The organism is Colwellia demingiae (genome assembly GCF_007954275.1).
GTDB classification, from domain to species: Bacteria; Pseudomonadota; Gammaproteobacteria; order Enterobacterales; family Alteromonadaceae; genus Colwellia; species Colwellia demingiae.
In genome coordinates, this window is sequence record NZ_VOLT01000002.1 from 196058 (window position 1) to 218123 (window position 22066).

At 37.9% G+C, this 22066-nt stretch carries 15 protein-coding genes; 6 read left to right on the forward strand and 9 right to left on the reverse strand.

Annotated elements, in window-relative coordinates; genetic code table 11:
• Window positions 1–218: 218 nt before the first annotated feature.
• Together ESZ36_RS03705 and ESZ36_RS03710 are read right to left on the reverse strand one after the other, a co-directional pair.
• On the reverse strand, window positions 219–1502 hold the full coding sequence (locus ESZ36_RS03705; RefSeq protein WP_146783740.1) for an NAD(P)/FAD-dependent oxidoreductase: 1284 nt from the start codon (window positions 1500–1502) through the stop codon (window positions 219–221).
• A 303-nt stretch (window positions 1503–1805) separates the two neighbouring features.
• Window positions 1806–3176 carry a glutamine synthetase family protein gene (locus tag ESZ36_RS03710; protein ID WP_146783743.1) on the reverse strand — a complete coding sequence of 457 codons (1371 nt, stop codon included), beginning with the start codon at window positions 3174–3176 and terminating at the stop codon, window positions 1806–1808.
• 253 nt (window positions 3177–3429) lie between these two features.
• Here ESZ36_RS03710 and ESZ36_RS03715 point away from each other — a divergent pair, with 253 nt between their 5' ends.
• The 5 genes from ESZ36_RS03715 (at window position 3430) to ESZ36_RS03740 (ending at window position 10739) form a co-directional block, all read left to right on the forward strand.
• Window positions 3430–4197, forward strand: a complete 768-nt coding sequence (locus ESZ36_RS03715; RefSeq protein ID WP_146783746.1) for a gamma-glutamyl-gamma-aminobutyrate hydrolase family protein — start codon at window positions 3430–3432, stop codon at window positions 4195–4197.
• Window positions 4198–4274: 77 nt separating this feature from the next.
• Window positions 4275–4817 carry an HTH-type transcriptional regulator PuuR gene (gene puuR, locus ESZ36_RS03720; protein WP_146783750.1) on the forward strand — a complete coding sequence of 181 codons (543 nt, stop codon included), beginning with the start codon at window positions 4275–4277 and terminating at the stop codon, window positions 4815–4817.
• Between the two features lie 409 nt (window positions 4818–5226).
• Window positions 5227–5892, forward strand: a complete 666-nt coding sequence (locus ESZ36_RS03730) for a TorF family putative porin (protein ID WP_146783753.1) — start codon at window positions 5227–5229, stop codon at window positions 5890–5892.
• A gap of 402 nt (window positions 5893–6294) precedes the next feature.
• The gene (locus ESZ36_RS03735) at window positions 6295–9372 is read left to right on the forward strand and encodes a ligand-binding sensor domain-containing protein (RefSeq protein WP_146783756.1); all 3078 of its coding nucleotides are present in this window, start codon (window positions 6295–6297) and stop codon (window positions 9370–9372) included.
• Window positions 9373–9686: 314 nt separating this feature from the next.
• The gene (locus tag ESZ36_RS03740) at window positions 9687–10739 is read left to right on the forward strand and encodes a GGDEF domain-containing protein (RefSeq protein ID WP_246128979.1); all 1053 of its coding nucleotides are present in this window, start codon (window positions 9687–9689) and stop codon (window positions 10737–10739) included.
• Between the two features lie 169 nt (window positions 10740–10908).
• On the opposite strand, the gene ESZ36_RS03745 is transcribed toward ESZ36_RS03740, so the two are convergent.
• From ESZ36_RS03745 to ESZ36_RS03770, 6 genes are all read right to left on the reverse strand, one after another.
• The gene (locus ESZ36_RS03745; RefSeq protein ID WP_146783760.1) at window positions 10909–11310 is read right to left on the reverse strand and encodes a hypothetical protein; all 402 of its coding nucleotides are present in this window, start codon (window positions 11308–11310) and stop codon (window positions 10909–10911) included.
• A gap of 189 nt (window positions 11311–11499) precedes the next feature.
• Entirely contained in the window at window positions 11500–14334 is a 2835-nt protein-coding gene (locus tag ESZ36_RS03750; RefSeq protein ID WP_146783763.1) for an FAD-binding and (Fe-S)-binding domain-containing protein, read from the reverse strand.
• Between the two features lie 106 nt (window positions 14335–14440).
• On the reverse strand, window positions 14441–15127 hold the full coding sequence (locus tag ESZ36_RS03755) for a LutC/YkgG family protein (RefSeq protein ID WP_146783766.1): 687 nt from the start codon (window positions 15125–15127) through the stop codon (window positions 14441–14443).
• Between the two features lie 4 nt (window positions 15128–15131).
• Window positions 15132–16595 carry a LutB/LldF family L-lactate oxidation iron-sulfur protein gene (locus ESZ36_RS03760; protein WP_146783769.1) on the reverse strand — a complete coding sequence of 488 codons (1464 nt, stop codon included), beginning with the start codon at window positions 16593–16595 and terminating at the stop codon, window positions 15132–15134.
• Window positions 16592–17377: a (Fe-S)-binding protein gene (locus ESZ36_RS03765; protein ID WP_146783772.1), complete on the reverse strand. Its 786-nt coding sequence runs from the start codon at window positions 17375–17377 to the stop codon at window positions 16592–16594. Before ESZ36_RS03765 ends, ESZ36_RS03760 begins: the two co-directional genes overlap by 4 nt.
• 215 nt (window positions 17378–17592) lie before the next feature.
• The gene (locus ESZ36_RS03770) at window positions 17593–19287 is read right to left on the reverse strand and encodes an L-lactate permease (RefSeq protein WP_146783775.1); all 1695 of its coding nucleotides are present in this window, start codon (window positions 19285–19287) and stop codon (window positions 17593–17595) included.
• Between the two features lie 127 nt (window positions 19288–19414).
• Here ESZ36_RS03770 and ESZ36_RS03775 point away from each other — a divergent pair, with 127 nt between their 5' ends.
• The gene (locus ESZ36_RS03775) at window positions 19415–20317 is read left to right on the forward strand and encodes a LysR family transcriptional regulator (protein ID WP_146783778.1); all 903 of its coding nucleotides are present in this window, start codon (window positions 19415–19417) and stop codon (window positions 20315–20317) included.
• Window positions 20318–20359: 42 nt separating this feature from the next.
• On the opposite strand, the gene ESZ36_RS03780 is transcribed toward ESZ36_RS03775, so the two are convergent.
• Window positions 20360–21958, reverse strand: coding sequence for a methyl-accepting chemotaxis protein (locus ESZ36_RS03780; protein ID WP_146783780.1), 1599 nt, complete (start codon window positions 21956–21958; stop codon window positions 20360–20362).
• Between the last annotated feature and the right edge of the window lie 108 nt (window positions 21959–22066).

The window sequence follows — 22066 nt, forward strand, 5'->3', positions numbered from 1 at the left end:
CAAGACGCTTCATTTTCTTAATGGTTATTCCCTTAACAAATGAGGCAACGAAGAACATGAAGTACTCAGACGTCCCTATACGGTTGGTTTAGAAACGTTTTATCCTACGTTATTGATTTCGATAAGGGAGTAACCATTATCTTCAATCAATGCCTTGGCTAAAAACGTTTCTAATTCCAACTGAAACCTGCATCTTCATGTAGTTTGGGTATAAAAGGTTAGATACCTAACTTATCTCTCATCTCGTAATACCAAGCGCCCATCGCTGTGTAAGGCGTTTTAAATAACCTACCACCAGGGAATGGATATTGAGGTAAGCCAGCAAACACATCAAACCGCTCTGCTTGGCCACTAATTGCATCGGCAATAACTTTACCGGCTAAGTGTGTTGAAGTAACACCATGCCCACTATAGCCTTGAGCATAATAGACATTGTCATTTATACGGCCAAATTGTGGTAAGCGCATTAACGTGAGTAAAAAGTTACCTGTCCAGGCATAATCAATCTTCACATCTTTAAGTTGAGGGAATGTTTTCAACATTTTAGGAATAATAATTGATTCAATTTTAGAAGGCTCTCTTGCCCCATAGGTTGTGCCACCACCGTAGATAAGACGACCATCGCCCGATAAGCGGAAGTAATCTAACAGGTAGTTACAATCTTCTACGCAGACATCGGTCGGTAATAATTGCTTTTGCACTGCTTCTGGTAAGACTTCAGTGGTGATTATTTGCGTTCCACATGGCATTGATTGTTTCTGTTGCTTAGGTAAAAGCCCTTCTAAATAAGCATTGCCAGCTACAACAACAAAATCAGCCGTTACACTACCTGAGTCCGTTTTGATTACCGCTTTTTTACCATGAACAATATCAACAACGATACTGTCTTCGTAAATTATTCCACCTAACTTTTCAAACGCGGCAGCTTCACCAAGCGCTAAGTTTAGAGGGTGAATATGACCACCTGCTTTATCTAATAATCCCCCCACGTAACGTTCAGTACCGACATGCTTTTGAATGTCACTTGCACTTAATAATTCAGTTTCATGGTAGCCATGCTTAGCCCACAGTTTTTGCTTTTCAGCCATCTCATCAAGCTGTTTGTTGTTACAAGCGGCAAAAACACCTCCTGGTCTTAAATCACATTTGATGTCGTAATCGTTAATTAAACGTTTAATTATTCGACTACCTTCAAAGGCCATTTGTCCCATTTCAGTACTAACATGTTTGCCATAATTACGTTCAATAAAGTCCATATCTCGACTGTAGCTATTAACTAACTGGCCACCGTTTCGACCTGAAGCGCCAAAACCAATGCGACTGCCTTCAACAACCACCACTTTGAAACCTTTTTCGGCCAAATGTAATGCGCTTGATAAACCAGTAAAACCAGAACCAACAACGCATATGTCAGCGGTAATATCTTCTGTCAGCTTTGACCGCTGAACTTTATCATTAGCACTTGCCGCATAATAAGAGCCTGTGTGGGAAACGTGATTCATAACTTGCCTCTGAAATTTAAATTTATTGACTATTTATACCCGCTCCACTTGAAGATGCTCGTTTCAGGAAAACTGAGCGAATCATAATCAAGGCACATTTTTTTATTAAGGGTCACTCCCTTAAAAACAAATGTAACGACGAGTATGGTTTGCTCAGGCTCCCCCCAAAGGGCTGGTTTATAAACGCTTTATGCTGCGTGATTGATTTCGATAAGGGAATAACCATTCTCTTCAATCAATACCTTGCCTAAAGGCGTTTATAATTCCAGCTGAATCCTGCATCTTCAAGTGGAACGGGTATAATTAGCTATTAGATAAGTACCATTTAACTTCTAGCTCACTAATGTGCATATCAAATTGCTCTAACTCTTTTTGTTTAACAATGTGATAGTTTTTAGTAAATGCTTCGCCTAAATAGCTTGTAAGTATTTGATCTTTTTCTAATTCTGCAAGTGCTCTATCTAATTTTAATGGTAGAGCTTCACAGTCGTCATCAAACGCATTTCCTACGGTAGGATTTATAGGCTTGATTTTATTGGTTATACCATGATGAATAGAGGCTAAGAGCACAGTCATCACTAAATATGGGTTAGCATCAGCGCCAGAAACTCTATGTTCTATACGTGTTGCATTTTTATGTCCTCGAGGAAGACGAAGTGCGACGGTTCTGTTATCTACTCCCCAATTTTTTGCCATCGCAACATAGTACCCTGGCATAAATCGACGATAAGAATTCACGTTAGGACATAACAACGGCATAGAAGCTGGCATTAGCTCAAGCAAACCACCGATGGCGTGTTCTAATGTTTCATTGTAATCATTATTGTCATCTGCAAAGACATTGTTGCCATTTTCATCTAATAGACTGGCGTGAACATGCATACCACTACCGGCTTCATTTGAATAAGGCTTAGCCATAAAAGTCGCATCAAAATTATGCTTATCAGCAACCGTTTTTATAATACGCTTTAATAAAATTGCATTATCACAAGCAGTTACTGGATCGGCCTCATGTTTTAAGTTTATTTCAAATTGTCCAGGCGCACACTCAGCTACTGCGGTGTCTGCAGGTACATTCTGCTCAATACACACTCTATTGATATCGTCTAATAACGCACTGTAATCATTCAGTGTATCGACTGAGTAAACTTGAGTATGTTCATCTCTTTTACCCGTTTTAGGCGAGATCGGAGCTTGTAAATTTCCTTTGTTATCTTTGTTTTTATCTAACAGATAAAATTCTAATTCAACGGCAACAACAGGAAATAAATTGATTTCCGCTAATTGTCTAACTACTTTACTTAATATATTACGCGGGTCAGCAAAAAAAGGAGTTCCATCGTGGTTGAACATACTCATTAATACTTGCGCTATTGGGCGTTCATGCCAAGAGGCCATATGAAGGGTGTTAGCAATTGGTTTACAAACCATATCCGGCTCGCCGATATCTTGCCCAAGCCCACATTCTTCAATGGTTTCTCCAAGTACATTCATGGAAAATATCGTAGCGGGCATATTTAAACCACTGCTATAAATTTTTTCTAAACTACTTTTTTCAATACGCTTTCCTCGAGCAAAGCCGACTAAATCAGAAATGAGGACATCTATAGCCTCAACTTCTGGGTGATTGGAGAGAAAATTTTCTACCTCAGTTGTCTGTCCAACTTTTATCATAAAGTTACCTTCGAAATTGATACATATAATTTACCCATCACAAAATGATGAATATTTGCTTCACTATCTATTAGTAAGTAATTGTAATAGCTACGTCAAGGTAAAATCAAATAAATAAGCTATATTTTTTACATAAAATGACTTTATTACCATTTTACTGCCTTTTTGTAAAAAATATTCATTGAAAAGCAAAGTTTTTTAATTTACCTTAGAGTTATTGAAATTTAGCAGTAACTTATTTGGAATTGATTCGATGGTTAGTAAAAATCAGAAGCCTATTGTCGGTATTACCTGTTGTAGTAGCCTTAACGGGATTCATCATCAACAAGTTGTTGGTGATAAATATATTCGTGCCTTGATGGCCGGTAGTGATGTCATCCCCGTTTTAATTCCTAGTTTTGGTGAAGCAATGTTAGAAATATTACCGCATTTAGATGGTATATATTTAACAGGTAGTTACTCGAATATGGAACCACATCATTTTGGTGGCACTGAATTAGGGGTCGATATGCCACGTGATCCCAATCGAGATTCCACTAATTTAACCTTATTAAAAAAAGCTGTAGAGCTGAAAATTCCCGTGTTAGGTATTTGCCGAGGTTTTCAAGAGATGAATGTCGCACTTGGCGGAACATTACATCAACAAGTATTTGAACTCGATAATATGACAGAGCATAGAGAAGATAAATCGGTATCTATGGATGAGCAGTACAGTGTGTCTCATGACTTAAACTTATCTGAGGCCGGTATATTATCTTCGCTTATGGGCGGAGAGTTAATCCAACAAGTTAATTCATTGCATGGTCAAGGCGTTGATAAATTAGCTGATACGTTAAAAGTTGAAGGCACCGCACCCGACGGATTAATTGAAGCGTTTTCATTAGCCGATAACGCTAGTTATTATTTAGGGTTGCAGTGGCACCCTGAGTGGAAAATTGCTGAGAACCCTTTTTACACCGAAATATTTAAAAGTTTTGGTGATGCTTGCAGAAAATACAAAGGAAATGAAGCATACAGTTAATACCATTAATGTAATAAACTAACTCTTTTTCAACGCAGGTACTGCCTGTCAGTGTAGTTAGTTTATTAAGGGTAATTATGGACGTAGGCAAAAGGTTAAAAGAAGTTAGAGAAATGTATGGGCTTTCACAACGTGAATTAGCAAAGCGCGTTGGCTTAACAAACAGCACTATTTCAATGATAGAAAGAGATGCTGTAAGCCCATCTATTAGTTCGTTAAAGAAAATTTTAGAAGGCGTTTCTTTAACGGTTACTGAGTTTTTTACTTTAGAAATTCCCACTGAGTCGCAAGTGGTCTTTAAAAAAGACACCTTAGTTGATGTAGGGAGTGACGGTGTAGAGCTACATTTGGTGGGTGCACCACAACCAGACTCTAAACTTGCATTTTTGATTGAGCGTTATCAACCCGGATCAAGTACTGGCAAAGATATGATCACTCATATCGGTGAAGAAGCAGGTACGGTGATCGAAGGAAGTATTGAGATAACAGTGGCAGGACGTAGTTTTAAGCTAACTAAAGGTGATAGTTACAAATTTTCGACAAGCTTACCGCATAAGTTTAAAAATACATCGAAAAAAGTTTGTAAAATTATTAGTGCGCATACGCCGCCTTCTTTTTAGCGTAACTATGTATACCCGTTCTACTTGAATATGCATGATTCAGCTGGAATTAGAAACGCCTTTAGGCAAGGCATTGATTGAAGAGAATAGTTATTCTATTGTCGAAATCAATAACGCAGCATAAAGCGTTTCTAAACCAGCCCATTGGGGAAGGCTGAGCAAATCATACTCTGCGTTACATTTCTTTTTAAGGGAATAACCCTTAATAAAAAATGCGCCTTGATTATGAATCGCTCAGACTTCCTGAAACGAGCATCTTCAAGTGGAGCGGGTATGGCCTGTAAAGCGAGCTGTTATTAATTTTTTAGCACCCATATGGGGGTTAATTAAAAAGTGAAAGTACATTAGATTGTATTTAATGTGATTTGATTTAATTTAAAAACCATAAAACCATAAAAAAAGGAATAACATGAATAAAATTAAATTGTTAGCAGCAGCACTCGCGCTTACGGCTATAGCTCCTCTTGTATCTGCAGAAGTAAGTGTTACAGGAAAATTAACGTCGGATTATGTATTCCGAGGTGTTAGTCAAACAGATAGCTCTCCGGCTATTCAGGCTAGTTTAGATTACGAACATGAGAGTGGATTTTTTGCCGGCGTCTGGGCGTCGAATGTTGACTTCGAAGACGATGCAAATGCAGAAATTGATTTCTATGCAGGTTACTTTGGCGAAATTAATGACACTTTTTCTTATGATGTTATGTATAACTACTACACATATCAAGGTTACAGTTCAGCAGATGACTCTGATTACGGCGAATTACTTTTTAACGCTTATATTAACTCATTCACGTTAGGGCTTGGTTATGCCTCTGATTATGTAAATACCGGTGATTCAGCACAGTATATTTCAGCAGCTTATGATATCGAATTACCTAAAGAGTATGCCTTAACTTTACAGGCTGGCTATACCATGGGTGATGCATTTGACGATGCCGAGTATGTAGATTACAGCGCAACAGTTGCCAAAACATTTTACGATTTTGATTTTACTGCTGCCGTTATAAATACTGATATTGATGATGCTGACAATGCAGATTTTCGATTTGTTTTAGGTGTTTCACGTACATTTTAAGCACTTTGTTCACATAGCGTGAATATCTGTTTGCTTTACATTTAGCCTGCTTGTCAAAAAGCAGGCTAAATTTTTTTATCTTCTACAGAAATCCCCCTAAATTTTAGCCAAGTTTATTTTATTGAAAATATTTACAACCTCTCTATTCCAGCTGTTGCTTAGTTACCTGTACCTTTTGATTAATTTTCCTCTCATTCAAGAAGCAAAATCAGACACTAAAAAGATTTCAGCTAGCATCTTCATACTGTACCTTTCCTATTTTTACTTTAAAAATAAAACCTTGTAATAGACACTGCACCAATTTTTATCTTAATCTTAGATTTTTTATCATAGATATAGCCTGCTAAATAAACTAAAATAATGCTGTGTTGCTTTTTTGTGCTGTCACTTAGCTTTAACGTCATGAGATGTATTTCATTGCTTTTTAATCGCTTTATCTATTTTTTTATCTTACTTGTTGGTATTTTTATTCCAGCTTATAGTAATGAGCGCCCTTCAGAGCTTACTAATGAGTACTCTGTAGAGATGTTAACTGAAGACGATGGTTTTGTTTCTTCTGAGATATATTCGATCATTCAGGATAACCAAGATTTACTTTGGTTTGGCACTGCCGAAAATGGCGTTATGCGTTTTGATAGCCGAAAAGTAACTCTCTTTGAATTTGATAGTATGAGTTCAAATGGTTTATCGCATAATGATGCTGGCAATCTCATGTTAGATCGTAACGGGAGAATATGGGTTGGTACTTGGGGAGGAGGAGCTAATCTTTATGAACCAGAAACAGGAAACTTTCAGCACTTTATTAATGATCCTCTCCGCATCGATTCTATCTCATCTAACCGCATACAATCTTTATTTCATGACCAAGAAGGTACTATTTGGTTAGGTTCCTATGATCATGGTTTAAATCGATATCTTGGTAATAACACCTTTGAGCATATTGAGCAAAGTGACGATGTAGAATTTGGTTTATCTCATAATAGAATATGGGATATTGAAGATAATGATAGCCAAAGCTTATGGGTTGCGACTAGTTTTGGTTTGAATTTATATGATAAAAATAATAAAACTTTTTCTCATTTTTTCCCTGATCCAGATAATCCTACCCCCACGGGTGCAAACGAAATCAGAAGTATTTTAAAAACTTCAAAAAACAAACTTTATGTCGGCACACAAAAAGGCCCCTTTACTTTCGATAAACAAAGCGGCCTTTTTACCCCTTTAAAAACCCTCGATGATGAATACCTAGGTCAAGTCAATTCTATGATTGAAGATCAGGAAGGTTATCTTTGGTTTGTCTCCAGTAAAGGCTTGTTTCGACAATCAAACTCAGGTCCTCAAATTGAACAGTTTGTACTTGAGCATAATAACGGTTTGAGAATAGTTTTCGAAGATAGTTCGAGAACCATATGGGTTACTAGCGAAACTCACGGTATATATAAAATAGTGCCCCATCGTAAATTTAAATCTATTAATAGTTCTGCGCTAACAGCACCCAATGGTATAACAGTTGATGCTAATGGTGATTTGCTCATTGTTTCGTCATCATCTCAATTATTTAAATGGAAAATATCCTCGCAAACCCTAGAAATACTATCAAAACCAATCTTTAGCAATGAAAATGGTTATGGGGTAAACCGGCTATTAGAGAAACCAATAATATTTCTAGGCAGCAATAATATTTTATGGATTGCACAAGATGATGGCTTAGCAAAATTTAACTTGAAAACTAAACAGGTTGATTTATTAAAATATCCTGAGTCTGATCCGAGCTATAACGAATTCAGAGAATTACGAGCACTCAATACTGATAAATATGGAAACCTTTGGATTGGTACTTATAAAAATGGTGTCTATCGCTACGATCCTTTGACAAAATCTTTTAATCATTTAGATGATTCTTTAGGATTGTCTCATCCAGAAATATTGGAGATATTTAAAGATAATCAGCAAAACATCTGGGTTGGAACGGGCGATGGAGTTAACCTTTGGGATGATAATAATCAACAATTTGTTTCATTTAAAAGTGATCATAAAAAGAAAGATAGTTTATTGGGAACAATAGTTCAGGATATACATCAATCGAAAGATGGAAAAATATGGATTGCCACTCAAAAAGGTCTCAACTTATATCTTCCTGAAACAAATAGTTTTAAACATTTTAATAGAAAAAATGGCTTACCTACTTCTTTGATACGTGCAATTGAAGATGATAATAGTGGTCATTTATGGCTGACTACAAACAAAGGCATTTCAAGGCTAAATCCATTATCCGGAAAAGTGACCAATTTTGACAGTTATAATGGCTTATTAGGTTTAAATTACTATCCAAATAGTCTGGTAAAAGGTGGAAATGAAACGCTTTTCACTAGTAGCCAAAGAGGTATTGAATTTTTTAACACTTCAGCTATTAAAGCTAATAATAGTGAGTTCAATATTATTTTAACGGGGTTCAACAAGATGGGACACTCGGTAAAACTTGAAACACCTTATTCTTATGTGACTGATATTCAACTTTCTTACATTGATTACTTTTTTTCTTTTGAGTTCTCCGTATTAGATTTCATTTCCCCGAGTACGAATCTGTATGCTTATAAGCTAGAAGGGTATGATGACAATTGGATTGATATCGGTAATCGAAATATCGCTTCTTTTACTAATTTAGATGGTGGCTCATATAAATTTTTGGTCAAAGCAACTAACAGTAGTGGTAAGTGGGGTGAAAAAATACTCTCTATTAACTTATATGTATCTCCACCGCCTTGGAAGACTTGGTGGGCATATAGTTTATATTCAGTACTAACACTACTTATTGTATTCATTTTTATTTATTTCAGAACCCGCTTACAACAAACAGAAATAGCTAGGCAGAAGCAATTTGTTTTAGCACTTGAAGAACAGGTTGAAGAAAAAACGGCCTCCTTAAATACCAAAGCGAGTGACTTAATTGCTGCCAATAAGCAGTTGGAAGTGCTTACCTATCAAGATGGGTTAACAGGGCTGTATAATCGCCGGTACTTTGATAAACAACTGACAACAGAGATAAATAGGCATTATCGTCAAAAGCAATCATTGTCTCTCATTCTTTGCGATATTGATCACTTCAAGCTATTTAACGATTTTTACGGTCATCAGCAAGGTGACAGTTGCCTAAAACAAGTGGCGCAATGCATTTGTACTAACGTAGCAAGAATGACAGATGCAAATTGTCGTTATGGTGGTGAGGAGTTCGCTATTATCCTACCGAATACCTCAGTGGAACAATCGACTCTGGTTGCTGAACGTTTATGTTTTGCTATAGAGAATATGAAAATTCCTCATGAAAAATCTAAAACGAGTACCTTTATCACTTTAACTATAGGGGTTGTTACTATCCCTCCAGAGCAAAAAACATCCGTTGACTCAATTATTTTGAGTGCAGATAAAGCCCTGTATCTTGGTAAAAAAAATGGCAGAAATAGGGTTGTCCGAGCCGATTAGCTGATGTTGCCTTATTCTAATTAAATCAAATCAATTTAATTAAGTGTTACCAATTATCATTGAACAATAACTATCTACAGTTTTTTAAATGAGTATGTGACTTTTTACTTACGCGCTAAGTAAATAAGACAAAGATAAATTTCGTTAATTAGTGATTTATGCCCACGTCTAAGATTTTCACGATTACCTTCCACCACAATGTTAGGGACACTGGTATTTTGATAAAAAGAGCACTCTAGTGTTTATTACAAAAGTGTTATGTTAAATTATCCTGTGACATCTGATTATTTCATTAATAGGATTAAATTCTTTGCATGAACAACCCCCAAATAAATAGTCTCGAAAATGAAGAACTTCAACAAGCGCATGTTGTCTCTTTATTTGCCTTGGTGGGTATGTCAATTTCTGCTGTCATGGGACTCATAGCGCTATTCAACAACAATTTCATTTTAGCTGCGAGTTTATTCTTCGCTTCTTTTGTCTATTTCCTCGGTTATTATGTTTATAAGAAATACAACAATGTAGAATTAAGCTCCGCGATTATTCTCTATTCCCTCTATTTATTAATGTTCTATCTTGTTTATTCAGGTGGTGTTGAGAATACCGGACCTTTATGGATATTTATTGTTGCCCCTGTTTCAGTATTTATTCATGGTTTAAAGCGTGGCTTGATTGATATTGCACTATTCGTTGCAATCATAAGTACCATAATGTTTATGCCAACAGATATTATTGCTCATGCTATCTACAGCACTGAGTTTAAATTACGCTTACTCTATTCTTTTTTAACCGTTACCTTTCTGTCAGCTTTGTATGAATATTCAAGAGATAAATCTTATAAACACACCTTAGAATTAAGTAAAAAATACCAACAACTTGCTCATTATGACCCTTTAACTCAACTTTCCAATCGTCGTGATGCGCTCTGTATTTTAAAACAAGAACAAGCGAGAATGATACGTAGCAAAGAACCCTTGTCTATAATTATATGTGATGTAGATCATTTTAAAAAAATTAATGACCAATATGGTCACAATGCTGGCGATATAGTTTTGGTAGAGCTGGCAAAAATATTTACCAACAATATAAGAGAACAAGATTTTGTTGCTCGCTGGGGTGGAGAAGAGTTTTTATTTATTTTGCCACAGACACTGGCTAAAAATGCCAATCTTGTTGCTGTAAAAATTAACGAAAAGTTGCAAAATAATTTAGTTGATTACGAAGGTAAAGAGATTAAAGTAACGGTTAGTATGGGTATTGAACAATTCAATGACAATCAAAGTATTGATGAGATTATCAACAGTGCAGACAAATACTTATATCAAGCAAAGAATTCAGGCAGAAATCAAATATTTCCAAAGTTTTAATCTACCGACTTATAAAAAGTCAGACTTGAGTGCAATTGTGATTCCCATCTACAACCTCTACCCCCTACCTGATTATATTATTAAAATTTACGCCTCTTGTATTCGCATCGAAGTGAATGTGAAATATCTTGCTAAACACGCCTCTCAATCTATCCTAGAGAATAAGTTATCACGTAGTCGCCATACATTTTCTTAGCCAGGTACTAGCACTAACATTATCAAGGAAAAAACGATGCTTTACGCCAGCGTCTGTATACGCTTTTTTACATATAGCCTCTGTAATTGAAGGACTATCGGCATATTGAAGATTGATGGCTACAGCGCGTACTTGAACTGCTTTTAAATAATTAGTGAAGTAGTTCATTGCTTCAGGTGTTGCGAGTGCTTCATTGCGAAGTATGACTAAGCCAGTATAGTTATTCATATTTAACTGTGGTCTTAAGGACGTTATTTGTTCTTCCATACGTTCAAAAAACTCTCTATTGCACGGCCCTGCAATATCCACAGTAATCAGATCATTATCTACCGTTATATTGCTACTTCCGTGTGGCAAAAAAGTACGTTTTGACATGACGTCCTCTGAGTAAACTTCGATTGGATAGGTTTGATAGTATCAGTAATTAATTAACAATGCGCTAGTCTGAGATATCAAGCCATCTCTTCATGAAGTTTCGGTTATTCATTTCACTGTAGATGAGATAACCCTTATCGGGTTATCTGCATAATGACATTAAGAACAGTAATGACTTTTCAATAAAACTTAAATCGTTTTACCCGTAGTCGCTTTATCCACTAAATAAAGAATGGATTGATAATCTATCCCTGCATGATGCGATAAACCTATTTCGCAGGTTCTGCTGTTGCTATAACCAACAGAGCAGCCTGATGGCACTTGCTCTTTCAAGGTTGCTAAAGCATTTTCATTAAGCTCAGGGGTAGTAAACCCTTTATCTCCAGCAAATCCGCAACACTGAATATGTTCTGGAATAACAACATTAGTACTGCATAACTTAGCCAGTTGCTCCATTTTATCGGTTAAACCCATACGCCTGCTACTACATGTGACATGCAGCATGATGGTATCGTTTAATGGCTTAAAAGCTAAATGTTCAGCCAAGACATCAGCAACAAAACCTACCGGTTCATAAATGGATAAATTAGCAGTGGCTGCTGTATTTTCAAGTAACATTGATTTGCATGGACTAGTATCAATTAAAATTGGATATTTACCATTTTCACTCATCTCAGTTAGCTTGGTTAACAGTGAACTTCTTTTCTGCTCAGCCTCATCAAACATACCTTTACTATTAAATGGCATACCGCAACACTCACCAGTAAAGTCAGGGCTAATAATATCAAAACCGGCCTTAGCTAAAACAGCATAGGTCACTTCAGTTAATGAACGTTGCTCAGTTGCATCAACCGCTTGCCCCATACTTCTGCTGGCACAACTGGGTATATAGACTACCTTGGGTTTAGCACTATTACTGCCTGAGATCGTTTTGGGTTGATAGCTAGCCTTATTTGGCAGGTACTTACTCCATAGTGGAATATTATTCGCTGATAGTTTACGTACAGTGCCCGTTAGTCCGCCCATCACTTTATTACCAATTAGACGTTGACTAAAGCCTGCAATAGCTAAAGAAACCCGCGTCATTTTTTCTATGGTAGCAAAGTTATTAGCCAGTTTTTTCGAGACCCCTTGGTATTTAGTATTCCTAACGTTACGAAGATCACGGATAAGGTCACCGGTGTTAATACCAACAGGGCAACGATCCGCACACAAACCTGTTGCTGCACAGGTATCTATACCTAAATAATCGAAGTCTTTTTCAAGTTCACTTAACAATTGAGGATTATCACCTGAGGCTGTTAAACGGCTAATTTCACGATAAGTGGTAATACGTTGCCTTGGTGTTAGACTCAATCCTTTTGAAGGACATACTGGCTCACAAAATCCACATTCAATACATTTATCGACAATGTCATTTGCTGCTGGTAGGTTTTTTAAGTTTTTAATGTGAGCCAATGGATCATCATTAATAATAACGCCTGGGTTGAGTAAATTACTTGGATCAAATAAGGCTTTTATTTGTTGCATCAAAGCAAAGCCTTTATCACCCCATTCTAATTCAATGAACGGCGCCATGTTTCGCCCAGTGCCATGTTCAGCTTTCAATGAACCTTGGTAATCTACCGCCACCAACTGACAAACATCATCCATAAAAGATTGATAGCGGTCTACTTCTGCCTGCGTTGAGAAATCCTGTGTGAAAACAAAATGCAGATTACCATCAAGAGCATGGCCAAAAATAATGGCTTCATCATAATGATATTTTTCAAAAAGTCCCTGTAGCTTATCAACCGCATCAGCAAGTTTTTCAACAGGAAAAGCAACATCTTCAATGATAACGGTAGTACCTGTTTCACGTACAGCACCAACGGCAGGAAACGTACCTTTTCGAATAGCCCACAATTGTGAGTATTCACTTGCAACATCGGTGAACTTGATTACATTGGTTTGTTCAAAGTCGCTTAATAAGCTTTCTAAGTCAGTAATTTGCTCAGTTAATAATTGTTGATTTGCAGCGCGCGTTTCAATCAGTAGTGCGCCAACATCTTTATCGAGTGTTTTGATGAATTCAGGTAAACCCTTCATCTCACTAACTGAGGCTAACGACCTTCTGTCCATTAATTCAACTGCGGAAACATTCGCATCAGCTAAAGCGCTTACTGCTGAACAAGTTGTCTGCATATCAGGAAAGAATACTATCGATGACGCACGGTATTTATGTTCAATTACCGTGTTATAGGTGATTGAAGAAATAAAACCTAAAGTGCCTTCTGAGCCAATCATCAAATGCGCAAGAATATCAATAGGATCCTCAAAATCAACCAAGGCGTTAATGGCATAACCTGTGGTATTTTTTAAGCGATACTTATGCTTAATTAACTTACTTAATTTTTCATTACAACGGGTTTGAACAGCCAATGTATTTAGACGATCTAAGAGTGGTACATGACTTTTTTTAAACGCTGAAATACTCGCCTCATCAGCGGTATCAAGTACACTACCGTCATGTAAAACCAGTCGAATATTATCAAGCGTATGGTAACTATTTTGCGCGACACCACAACACATACCACTGGCATTATTAGCGGCAATACCTGCGACTTTACAAGTATTAATAGAAGCGGGATCTGGACCTATTTTTCGCCCATAAGGTAATAAATATTGATTCGCATCAGCCCCTATAACACCAGGACCTAGTTTTATTTTTAGGCCGAGATCTAATATCTCATGGTCCCGCCAATTATTGGTGAGCATAATTAAAATTGAGTCAGATTGGGCCTGCCCCGAAAGGCTAGTACCTGCAGCTCTAAATGTTACCGGCAATTTTGCTTGTGCCGCAGCTTTAATGACCCTTACCACTTCAGATTCGTTATCTAAAATAAGTACTAATTGCGGTATTAAGCGATAAAAACTTGCATCAACACCATATGCCAAACGCCGAGTATAGTCCGTAATAACACATTTTTTAGGAAGAAATTCAGCGACTTGCTCTGCAAAAAATTGATAGTGCTCAGATAACATAATGCCCTCTAACTTAGTTCTTTAATGTTTATACCCGCTCCACTTGATTATGATTCGCTCAGGTTTCCTGAAACGAGCATCTTCAAGTGGAGCGGGTATAAAGTGCTTAAATATTTAATAATAAAACAATCAATGCTTTCGGGCCGTGAGCACCATAAGCCAAAGTTTGTTGAATATCAGCTGTTTTCGATGGTCCTGAAATCAACACTACATTAGTGGGTAATTTATCTTGCCATTGCTGCGCCGTTATTAAACTAGCAAAGTCTGCATATAAATTATTGGCATCGACAATAACAAAGTGCACTGGCGGTACTAGCGATAAGCTTCTTGGCTCATTCTCATCTGGCCATAAAACAATGGAGCCTGTTGCTGCAATTGAACAGCGCGAGCTTGATAAAGCCGCAGGACATTCATTAAAAAGCATTTCTTTATTATTATCAATTGAAAAATCATAGACTTGTGACTCTATCTTGTTATCTAATCCATTAATAACTTCACGGTGAGCATCATTTTCACCATAAAGTAATTTAGTGATATTTAACGCCGCAAGTTGCTCACTGATAACCTCTGCCATATTATCTTTAGTTGTTTTGATCACTTGCGCATGATTTTTCTCAAGTTCAGAAATAAACTGAGCTAGGTTTTCTTCACGACTAAATTCAGGATAATCATAAGGAATTTCTTTGGGTAATTTATCATAATCTGCACCGTTGACCTCCGCTTTTAATTTAGCAAGAATATTGCCACGCGCGGTATTACTAACTGCTTTGATGTCTGCTTTTGTATTTGTCATAAGATTAACCTCGGCCATGCTGTGATTGCTTGGATTTTATACGCTCATGTAACGTTGCTGCTGCCGGTTTAGGTGCCGTTCTAACACTAGTCCAACCGCCAAGTTTCTTGGGCATCAAAAAGCGAAAGCGTGTTAATCCCCACATTGATAAAGCATACAATTTTGGTGACTTATGCACTTGTGCCCATACTTTCCAGATAAGCGCTTCCACGTTATTACGGCCTGCACCCTGCCCTTTCATCACCTCAGGTTGCTGAGATTTAGGCTTTACGCTTTCTTGGCGCAAACGTAATAATATTTTAGGGATAGGAATTTTAACCGGACATACTTCACCGCAAGCGCCACATAAGGTTGATGCGGTTGGCAAATTACTCGTCGCATCAAGCCCTAACATATGCGGTGAAATCATTTTACCAATAGGACCAGGGTAAACGGTTCCGTAAGCATGACCGCCTATACGGGTATACACTGGGCAATGATTCATACAGGCACCACAACGAATGCACTGCAAGGTTTGTCTTAATTCTTCATCCGCGAAAGCTTGACTACGACCATTATCAAGTAAAACTAAATGCACTTCTTGAGGACCATCTTTTTCACCTGGCTTTCGAGGTGAATTGATCATATTAAAATAGGTTGAAATAGCTTGTCCGGTAGCGCTTCGTGTTAACAAACTTAACAGCGGTGGTACGTCAGCCAAGTGTTCTATCACTTTTTCTATACCGGTTATCGCAATATGCAAATCAGGTATGGTGGTACACATACGACCATTACCTTCATTTTCCACTAAACACAGTGTGCCCGTTTCCGCTACAGCAAAGTTAACACCTGAGATGCCAACATCAGCCTGACAAAATTTGTCTCTTAGTACTGTTCTGCCTTGTTGAATTAAGGTGTCAACGTCGGTGCTGTACTCAAACCCCTCAATATTATCAGCAAATAATTTAGCCACTTGTTTCTTGTTTTGATGGATTGCTGGCATGATGATATGAGACGGATGCTCTTTGGCCAATTGCACAATGTATTCGCCCATATCTGACTCAAGACATTCTACATTTCGTTCTTCTAGGTAGTCGTTTAGTGCCGTTTCTTCTGACACCATAGATTTACCTTTAACGACTGATTTACCCTTTTTTTGGGCAATAAGCTGAGCAATAATTTCATTTGCTTCAGTAATCGTTTCAGCCCAATGCACCTTGATGCCATTTTTTTCAAGGTTACCTTCTAACTGTTCAAGTAAGTGCGGTAACTTCGCTAAACAACGTTGCTTAATTAATTTGCACTGTTCGCGTAATACTTCAAGTTCGTCTTCTGATGAAAAAGCGCCTTTACGCTTATCCATCAAATAATCCATCGCACCTCTAAAGTTAGATCTTAGCTCTTCATTGCCGAGGTCACGTGTAACGTTTGCACGAAAGGCTTTTGCAGAGGCTGCATATTTACTTTCTTCTTCGATAATATGTTTCATAGTGACCCCTTAGACGAATTACCTTTTATACGATTAAGTAAGTAACTCGCAATATGTTCACCACGTAAGGACTGCTTTTGGTAATCAAGTGCGCCATTTATATTCATCATGCAACCATGATCAGCACTGACATACCTAACGACATCAGTTGCCACAAGGTGCTTACTTTTATCAGCTACCATGGCGGCAGATATATCCGCATGCTTAACCGCGAAAGTGCCACCAAAACCACAGCATTCACTTTCGTAATCATGTATGACTAACTCAACGTTCGCTAGTTGAGAGATCAACTTATTACCGGTAATGTGCACGCCCATTTCTCTTCTGGCAGCACAAGAAGTATGTAACGCAACGCGTTCTTTTGGCCCTTGGTCAATAGGTTTTAAGCGCAGTACATGCACCAAAAACTCTGTAAATTCAAAAACACGCTGACAAAAATTATTGATTTCAGGATCATCGCCAAGCAAATCAAGGTAGTGATGACGCATCATGCCACCGCAAGATCCCGACACTACAACGACAGGAATATCCAGAGGGAATTGTTTCACTTGTGACAGGGCTACCGCTTTGGCTTCATCTTTATAACCAGAGTTATAGGCTGGTTGGCCACAGCAACTTTGCCCTTGTGGGTAAATTACCTCAATGCCTTCACGTTCAAGTAACTCAATAGCATCCATGCCCGTATCTGGAAAAAAACTATCAACGATACAAGTACCAAATAAATAAACCTGCTTAGGCTTTTTAGGATAGTCACGAAGATGCTGAGTGTTAAGTTGTTGCATAGATTGCTCTCTATTAGTGTAATACCAATCGAACTAATTTATTGATCCGTTTGGTATAAATTACAGTTTCAAAAAATAGCATTAATCAATCATTTCAAAACTGTTGAGTATTAATAGCCAAAGTAGTGTGTAAACTTGCAAACCCTGAATAATTTAGGACAAACCTGGCTGCAAGTTTTTATCGGCTTTTGATAGTTATTTAATTAGCCCATTACTTAGCCGAGTAAAGGATCACTAAGGTTAAATACGTTGATAGCAATAAGCCCTATGACACCGACAGCTACCACATAATAAATAGTTGGTAATATGGTTTTGCGCAATGTTCTTCCTTCTTGCCCTAATAAACCAACAGTCGCCGAAGCTGCTACCACATTATGAATTGCTATCATGTTACCTGCAGCAGCTCCGATGGCTTGTAAAGCTACCAGTAAGGCACCTGAAACAGAGAGTGCATTAGCAACTTCAAACTGAAACTGACTTAACATCATATTACTCACAGTATTTGAACCCGCAATAAAAGCACCGAGAGCACCAATACTAGGCGCAAATAATGGATATAGATTGCCAAACGTTTGCGCAACAAAACTTGCCATAGCAACAGGCATCGCGGCTAAGTCAGCGCCATTAACGCCAGAGTTAATCAAAATGCGTACCATAGGGATAGTAAATATAAGCACAAAACCTGCACCTACTAGGGTAGTCGTTGACTGTTTAGCAGCATCTACTACTTGTTTAAATTTCATCTGATGTAAGAATAACGTCAGTATACAAACAAAAAACAAAATACCACCAGGTAGGTATAAAGGCTGAACACTTGCGCTAATACCTACTTCACCAAGAATATTACTAAAACCAAATGAAAGGCTCTTTAATAAAGCTTTAAACTCAGTTGAAACTCGGCTAAGTACAAGGATTATTGCAACCAATAAATACGGTAACCAAGCTCTGGTTAAAGACATTGATTTTTTAGCTTGGTTGTTATCTTGTTTAAATGATATTTTTCCTAACCAGTGAGCAGGCCACTGTTCTTTCGGTGCGAAATCCCATGCTTTCTTTGGCATAAGAAATCCACGTTTTGCTAATGGAACAACAATAGCCATACCGACCAATGCGCCAATAAGTGAAGGAAATTCAGGACCAAGAAAAACACCAGTTAATGCGTAAGGGACGGTAAAAGCTAAGCCAGCAAAGATTGCAAAAGGAGCTATTTCGAAGCCTTCTTTCCAGCTTTTATTCTGACCAAAGAATCGCGTCAACATCACCACCATGAAAAGTGGCATTAACGTACCTACAATGGCATGCCCGATGGCAACCTCTGAGGTAATTAATCGTAAAAATTGCTCCCAACTACTGCCATTAGCAATTAACTGCTCAGTAAGATTACTCTTATCTAAGCCGCTGCTGACACCGATAATAATGGGTGTACCTACCGCGCCAAATGACACCGGTGTTGATTGAATCATCATACCAATCATCACCGCCGATACTGCAGGGAATCCGATAGCCACCAGTAAAGGTGCTGCAATTGCCGCAGGAGTACCAAAACCTGATGCGCCTTCAATAAAGCAACCAAAGAGCCAAGCAATAATAATTGCCTGCACCCTACGATCTGGGCTGATATTAGTAAAACCCGCCCTTATACGTAGAATGGCTCCTGAGTGCTGTAAGGTATTGAGTAACATTATGGCGCCAAAAATGATCCACAAAACAGCAATGGTGATCATTAATCCTTGAATGGAACTGGCAACGATTCGATTAAAGCTCATTTCCCAGGCAAAAAAGGCTATAGCTGCTGTTACGGTGTAAACAACAGGCATAGCCTTTTTTGCTGGCCAATGAAGCCCTATAAGTAATATTGCCGACAGTGCAATCGGCATAAACGCGAGTAAAGCTTGTAGTGTAATTGACATATTTTATCCTCGCCCTACTTTCATTTTCAGTAGGTGCTTTGTTATAGTTTTATTCAATCTAACCCTAACGACATTATTTATGAATAGGGCTATAATGAATTCATTATTAACTAAAAGAGTGTAATAGATGCCTAATGCTAGCGAATTGGCTTTGTTTTCATTAATTGTTGAAGCTAAATCCTTCAATAAAGCTGCCCAGTTGGCAGAAATATCACCAGCAGCACTGAGTAAAAAAATATCTAAACTTGAGAAAAATTTAGGCATTCAATTGTTGTATAGAACAACAAGACGATTAAGTTTAACGGAGGCAGGTGAAATACTTTACAGCCACTCTAAGGATATTAATAAGCAAGTAAATGATGCAGTTAGTGCCGTGAGTAGTTTTAGTGAAGGCCTATCTGGCACCATAAAAATGACAGTGCCAACCATTTCAGGGGAATTAATACTCGCGCAAGCGGTTGCTGAATTTTGTCAGCTTCATCCCAAATTAAGTGTTGAAATGCGCTTAGAAAATGAGTTTGTTGATTTGATTAAAGAAGGGCAAGATTTAGCAATTAGAACTGGAGTATTAAGTGACTCTAGTTTAATAGCAAAACCGCTACTGCAGTCAAATTGGATTGTATGTTGTGCGCCAGCTTACATTGAAAAGCATGGTACCCCACAAACACCTCAAGAATTATCCCGACACAACTGCATGGCTTACACCTATCAAGACAAAGGTGCGCATGATTGGTATTTCAGTCAATCAGACGAAGCCTATTATGTAAAAATTTCAGGAAACTTTGCTACTAATAACTCACAAGCTTTACGTAAAGCAGCTCTTGCAGGATATGGCATTGTCTATGTGCCACGCTGTAGTGTTTATGATGATATGCAACGGGGTGACTTAGTGCAATTATTACCTGAATTTCATGGTCGTCAATTAGGCATTTATGCGGTATATCCTTATACCAAACATCAGTCTCAAAAAGTGCGCCTGTTAATTGAGCATATAAAGGATTGCTATCAACGACAGGCCGAGTACTTCTAATATCCTTATTATTACTATGTGACTGCTGACTTTAGAACACTATTAAGTGCGGAATCGTTCAACAGATTTGTTAAAGCTAATCGCTAACTCTGTCATTTTCAATGATGTGTCTCGGCTTTCCATACTGCCTTGGCACACCGCATCACCCACGGTTTTAAAATCTTCTACCCATGAGCGCATATCTACCACTTGATGATGTGATTGCTCGGCCTGACTGGCCACTTCAGTACTTACATTGCTTAAACTCAAGATGCTTGATTGAATTAGTGACAAAGATTCAACTGTTTTTTGTGACAACGCAACGGCTTGATCAGCCTGTGTTTGGTTACTTTCCATAGAAGTAACTATTTGAGAAATGGCGCCAACAATGCCTGCCAGCATAGTATTAATTTCAATCGTTGACTGATGAGTACGTGTAGCAAGGGTTCGAACCTCATCGGCAACAACAGCAAAACCTCGACCAGATTCACCCGCTCTTGCTGCTTCTATTGCAGCATTGAGTGCTAGTAAGTTTGTTTGATCTGCAATACCTGCAATGGTGCTTACTACAGTAGAGACTTGATCACCCGATTTACGTAACTCAATTAACATTTCAGAGGACGCTTCAATATTATTCGCTAATGAAGAAATACTTGTCGACGTTTTGGCTACTTGATGTGCTCCGTTTTCAACAGCTTGAGCGCCTTCTTTGGCTTGTTCAGATGCACTATTTGATTGTTCAAAACCATTGGAGATTTGGCTCTCCAAGGTCATCATGCTTGATAACAGTAATTCTATTTTTTCATTTAATAAATTAACTTGTACGTCTGCATTTTCTGACGTTGAACCCAATACATCAACCAACTCATTTATGTTATTAGCGATATGTCTGACATCAGTAATGCCACTGTTGAAAGCCTTAAGTAAACGATTAACACTTTGTGCAGCAAGACCAATTTCATCATTAGAGAGCGTTGGTACAACCCTTGTTAGATCATAATTTTTTGCTACCTGATCAAGTTCTTCAGCCAATTCTCGAATAGGTAGGGCTATTTTCTTATGGGAAAGGGTATAAGCAACCACTGCAACTGTCACTATGCTAGCAAGCAAAGCTAAGACTAGTCGCTGAATATCAGTAATTTCAGTGTAGATTGCTGTCGAGCTATTGCTCGCATCCTGGCTAACATCTTTACTTATTTTTGTTAATTTTTCAGAGACATTTCTTGAGTGTGTATCAACTTGAACTAAGATAGCTCGCGCACCATCCCAATCAACTTCAGCGGTCATAACACGCTGAAGTTGAGTCATGACGGTAACCAATACATTAATCTCTTCAACTATTGCTCGGTGTTCTTGGTACGATGATAATGTACCATTTGCCATCAACAATTGGTCCAGACGTTGTTTTTTCTCACTTATTACATTAGAGAATTCACTCGCCTCAATCATAGTTCCGTACAAGCCGTACGCCGCTATTTGTATAGCATCTAATGATTGTTTTACTTGTTGTAAATCACTTAACTCAGGTAAGGTTGCACCAATGAACTGGCTAGTCCGTTGCTTTACTTCACTCGCAGCACCAAATAAAGTTACTGAAGCCGCAATAGCGACGATTAATACTAACAAGTAACCTAGTAAGACTTTTTTACTAATAGAAGCCATTTAACTTCTCCCGCGTTTAATAAGCTGAGCATCGTACACTTATACACGAAAAAGAAATCAAGTATAGAAACTTGTCCATAAAAATCTAGTTTTCTCAGATATTTACAT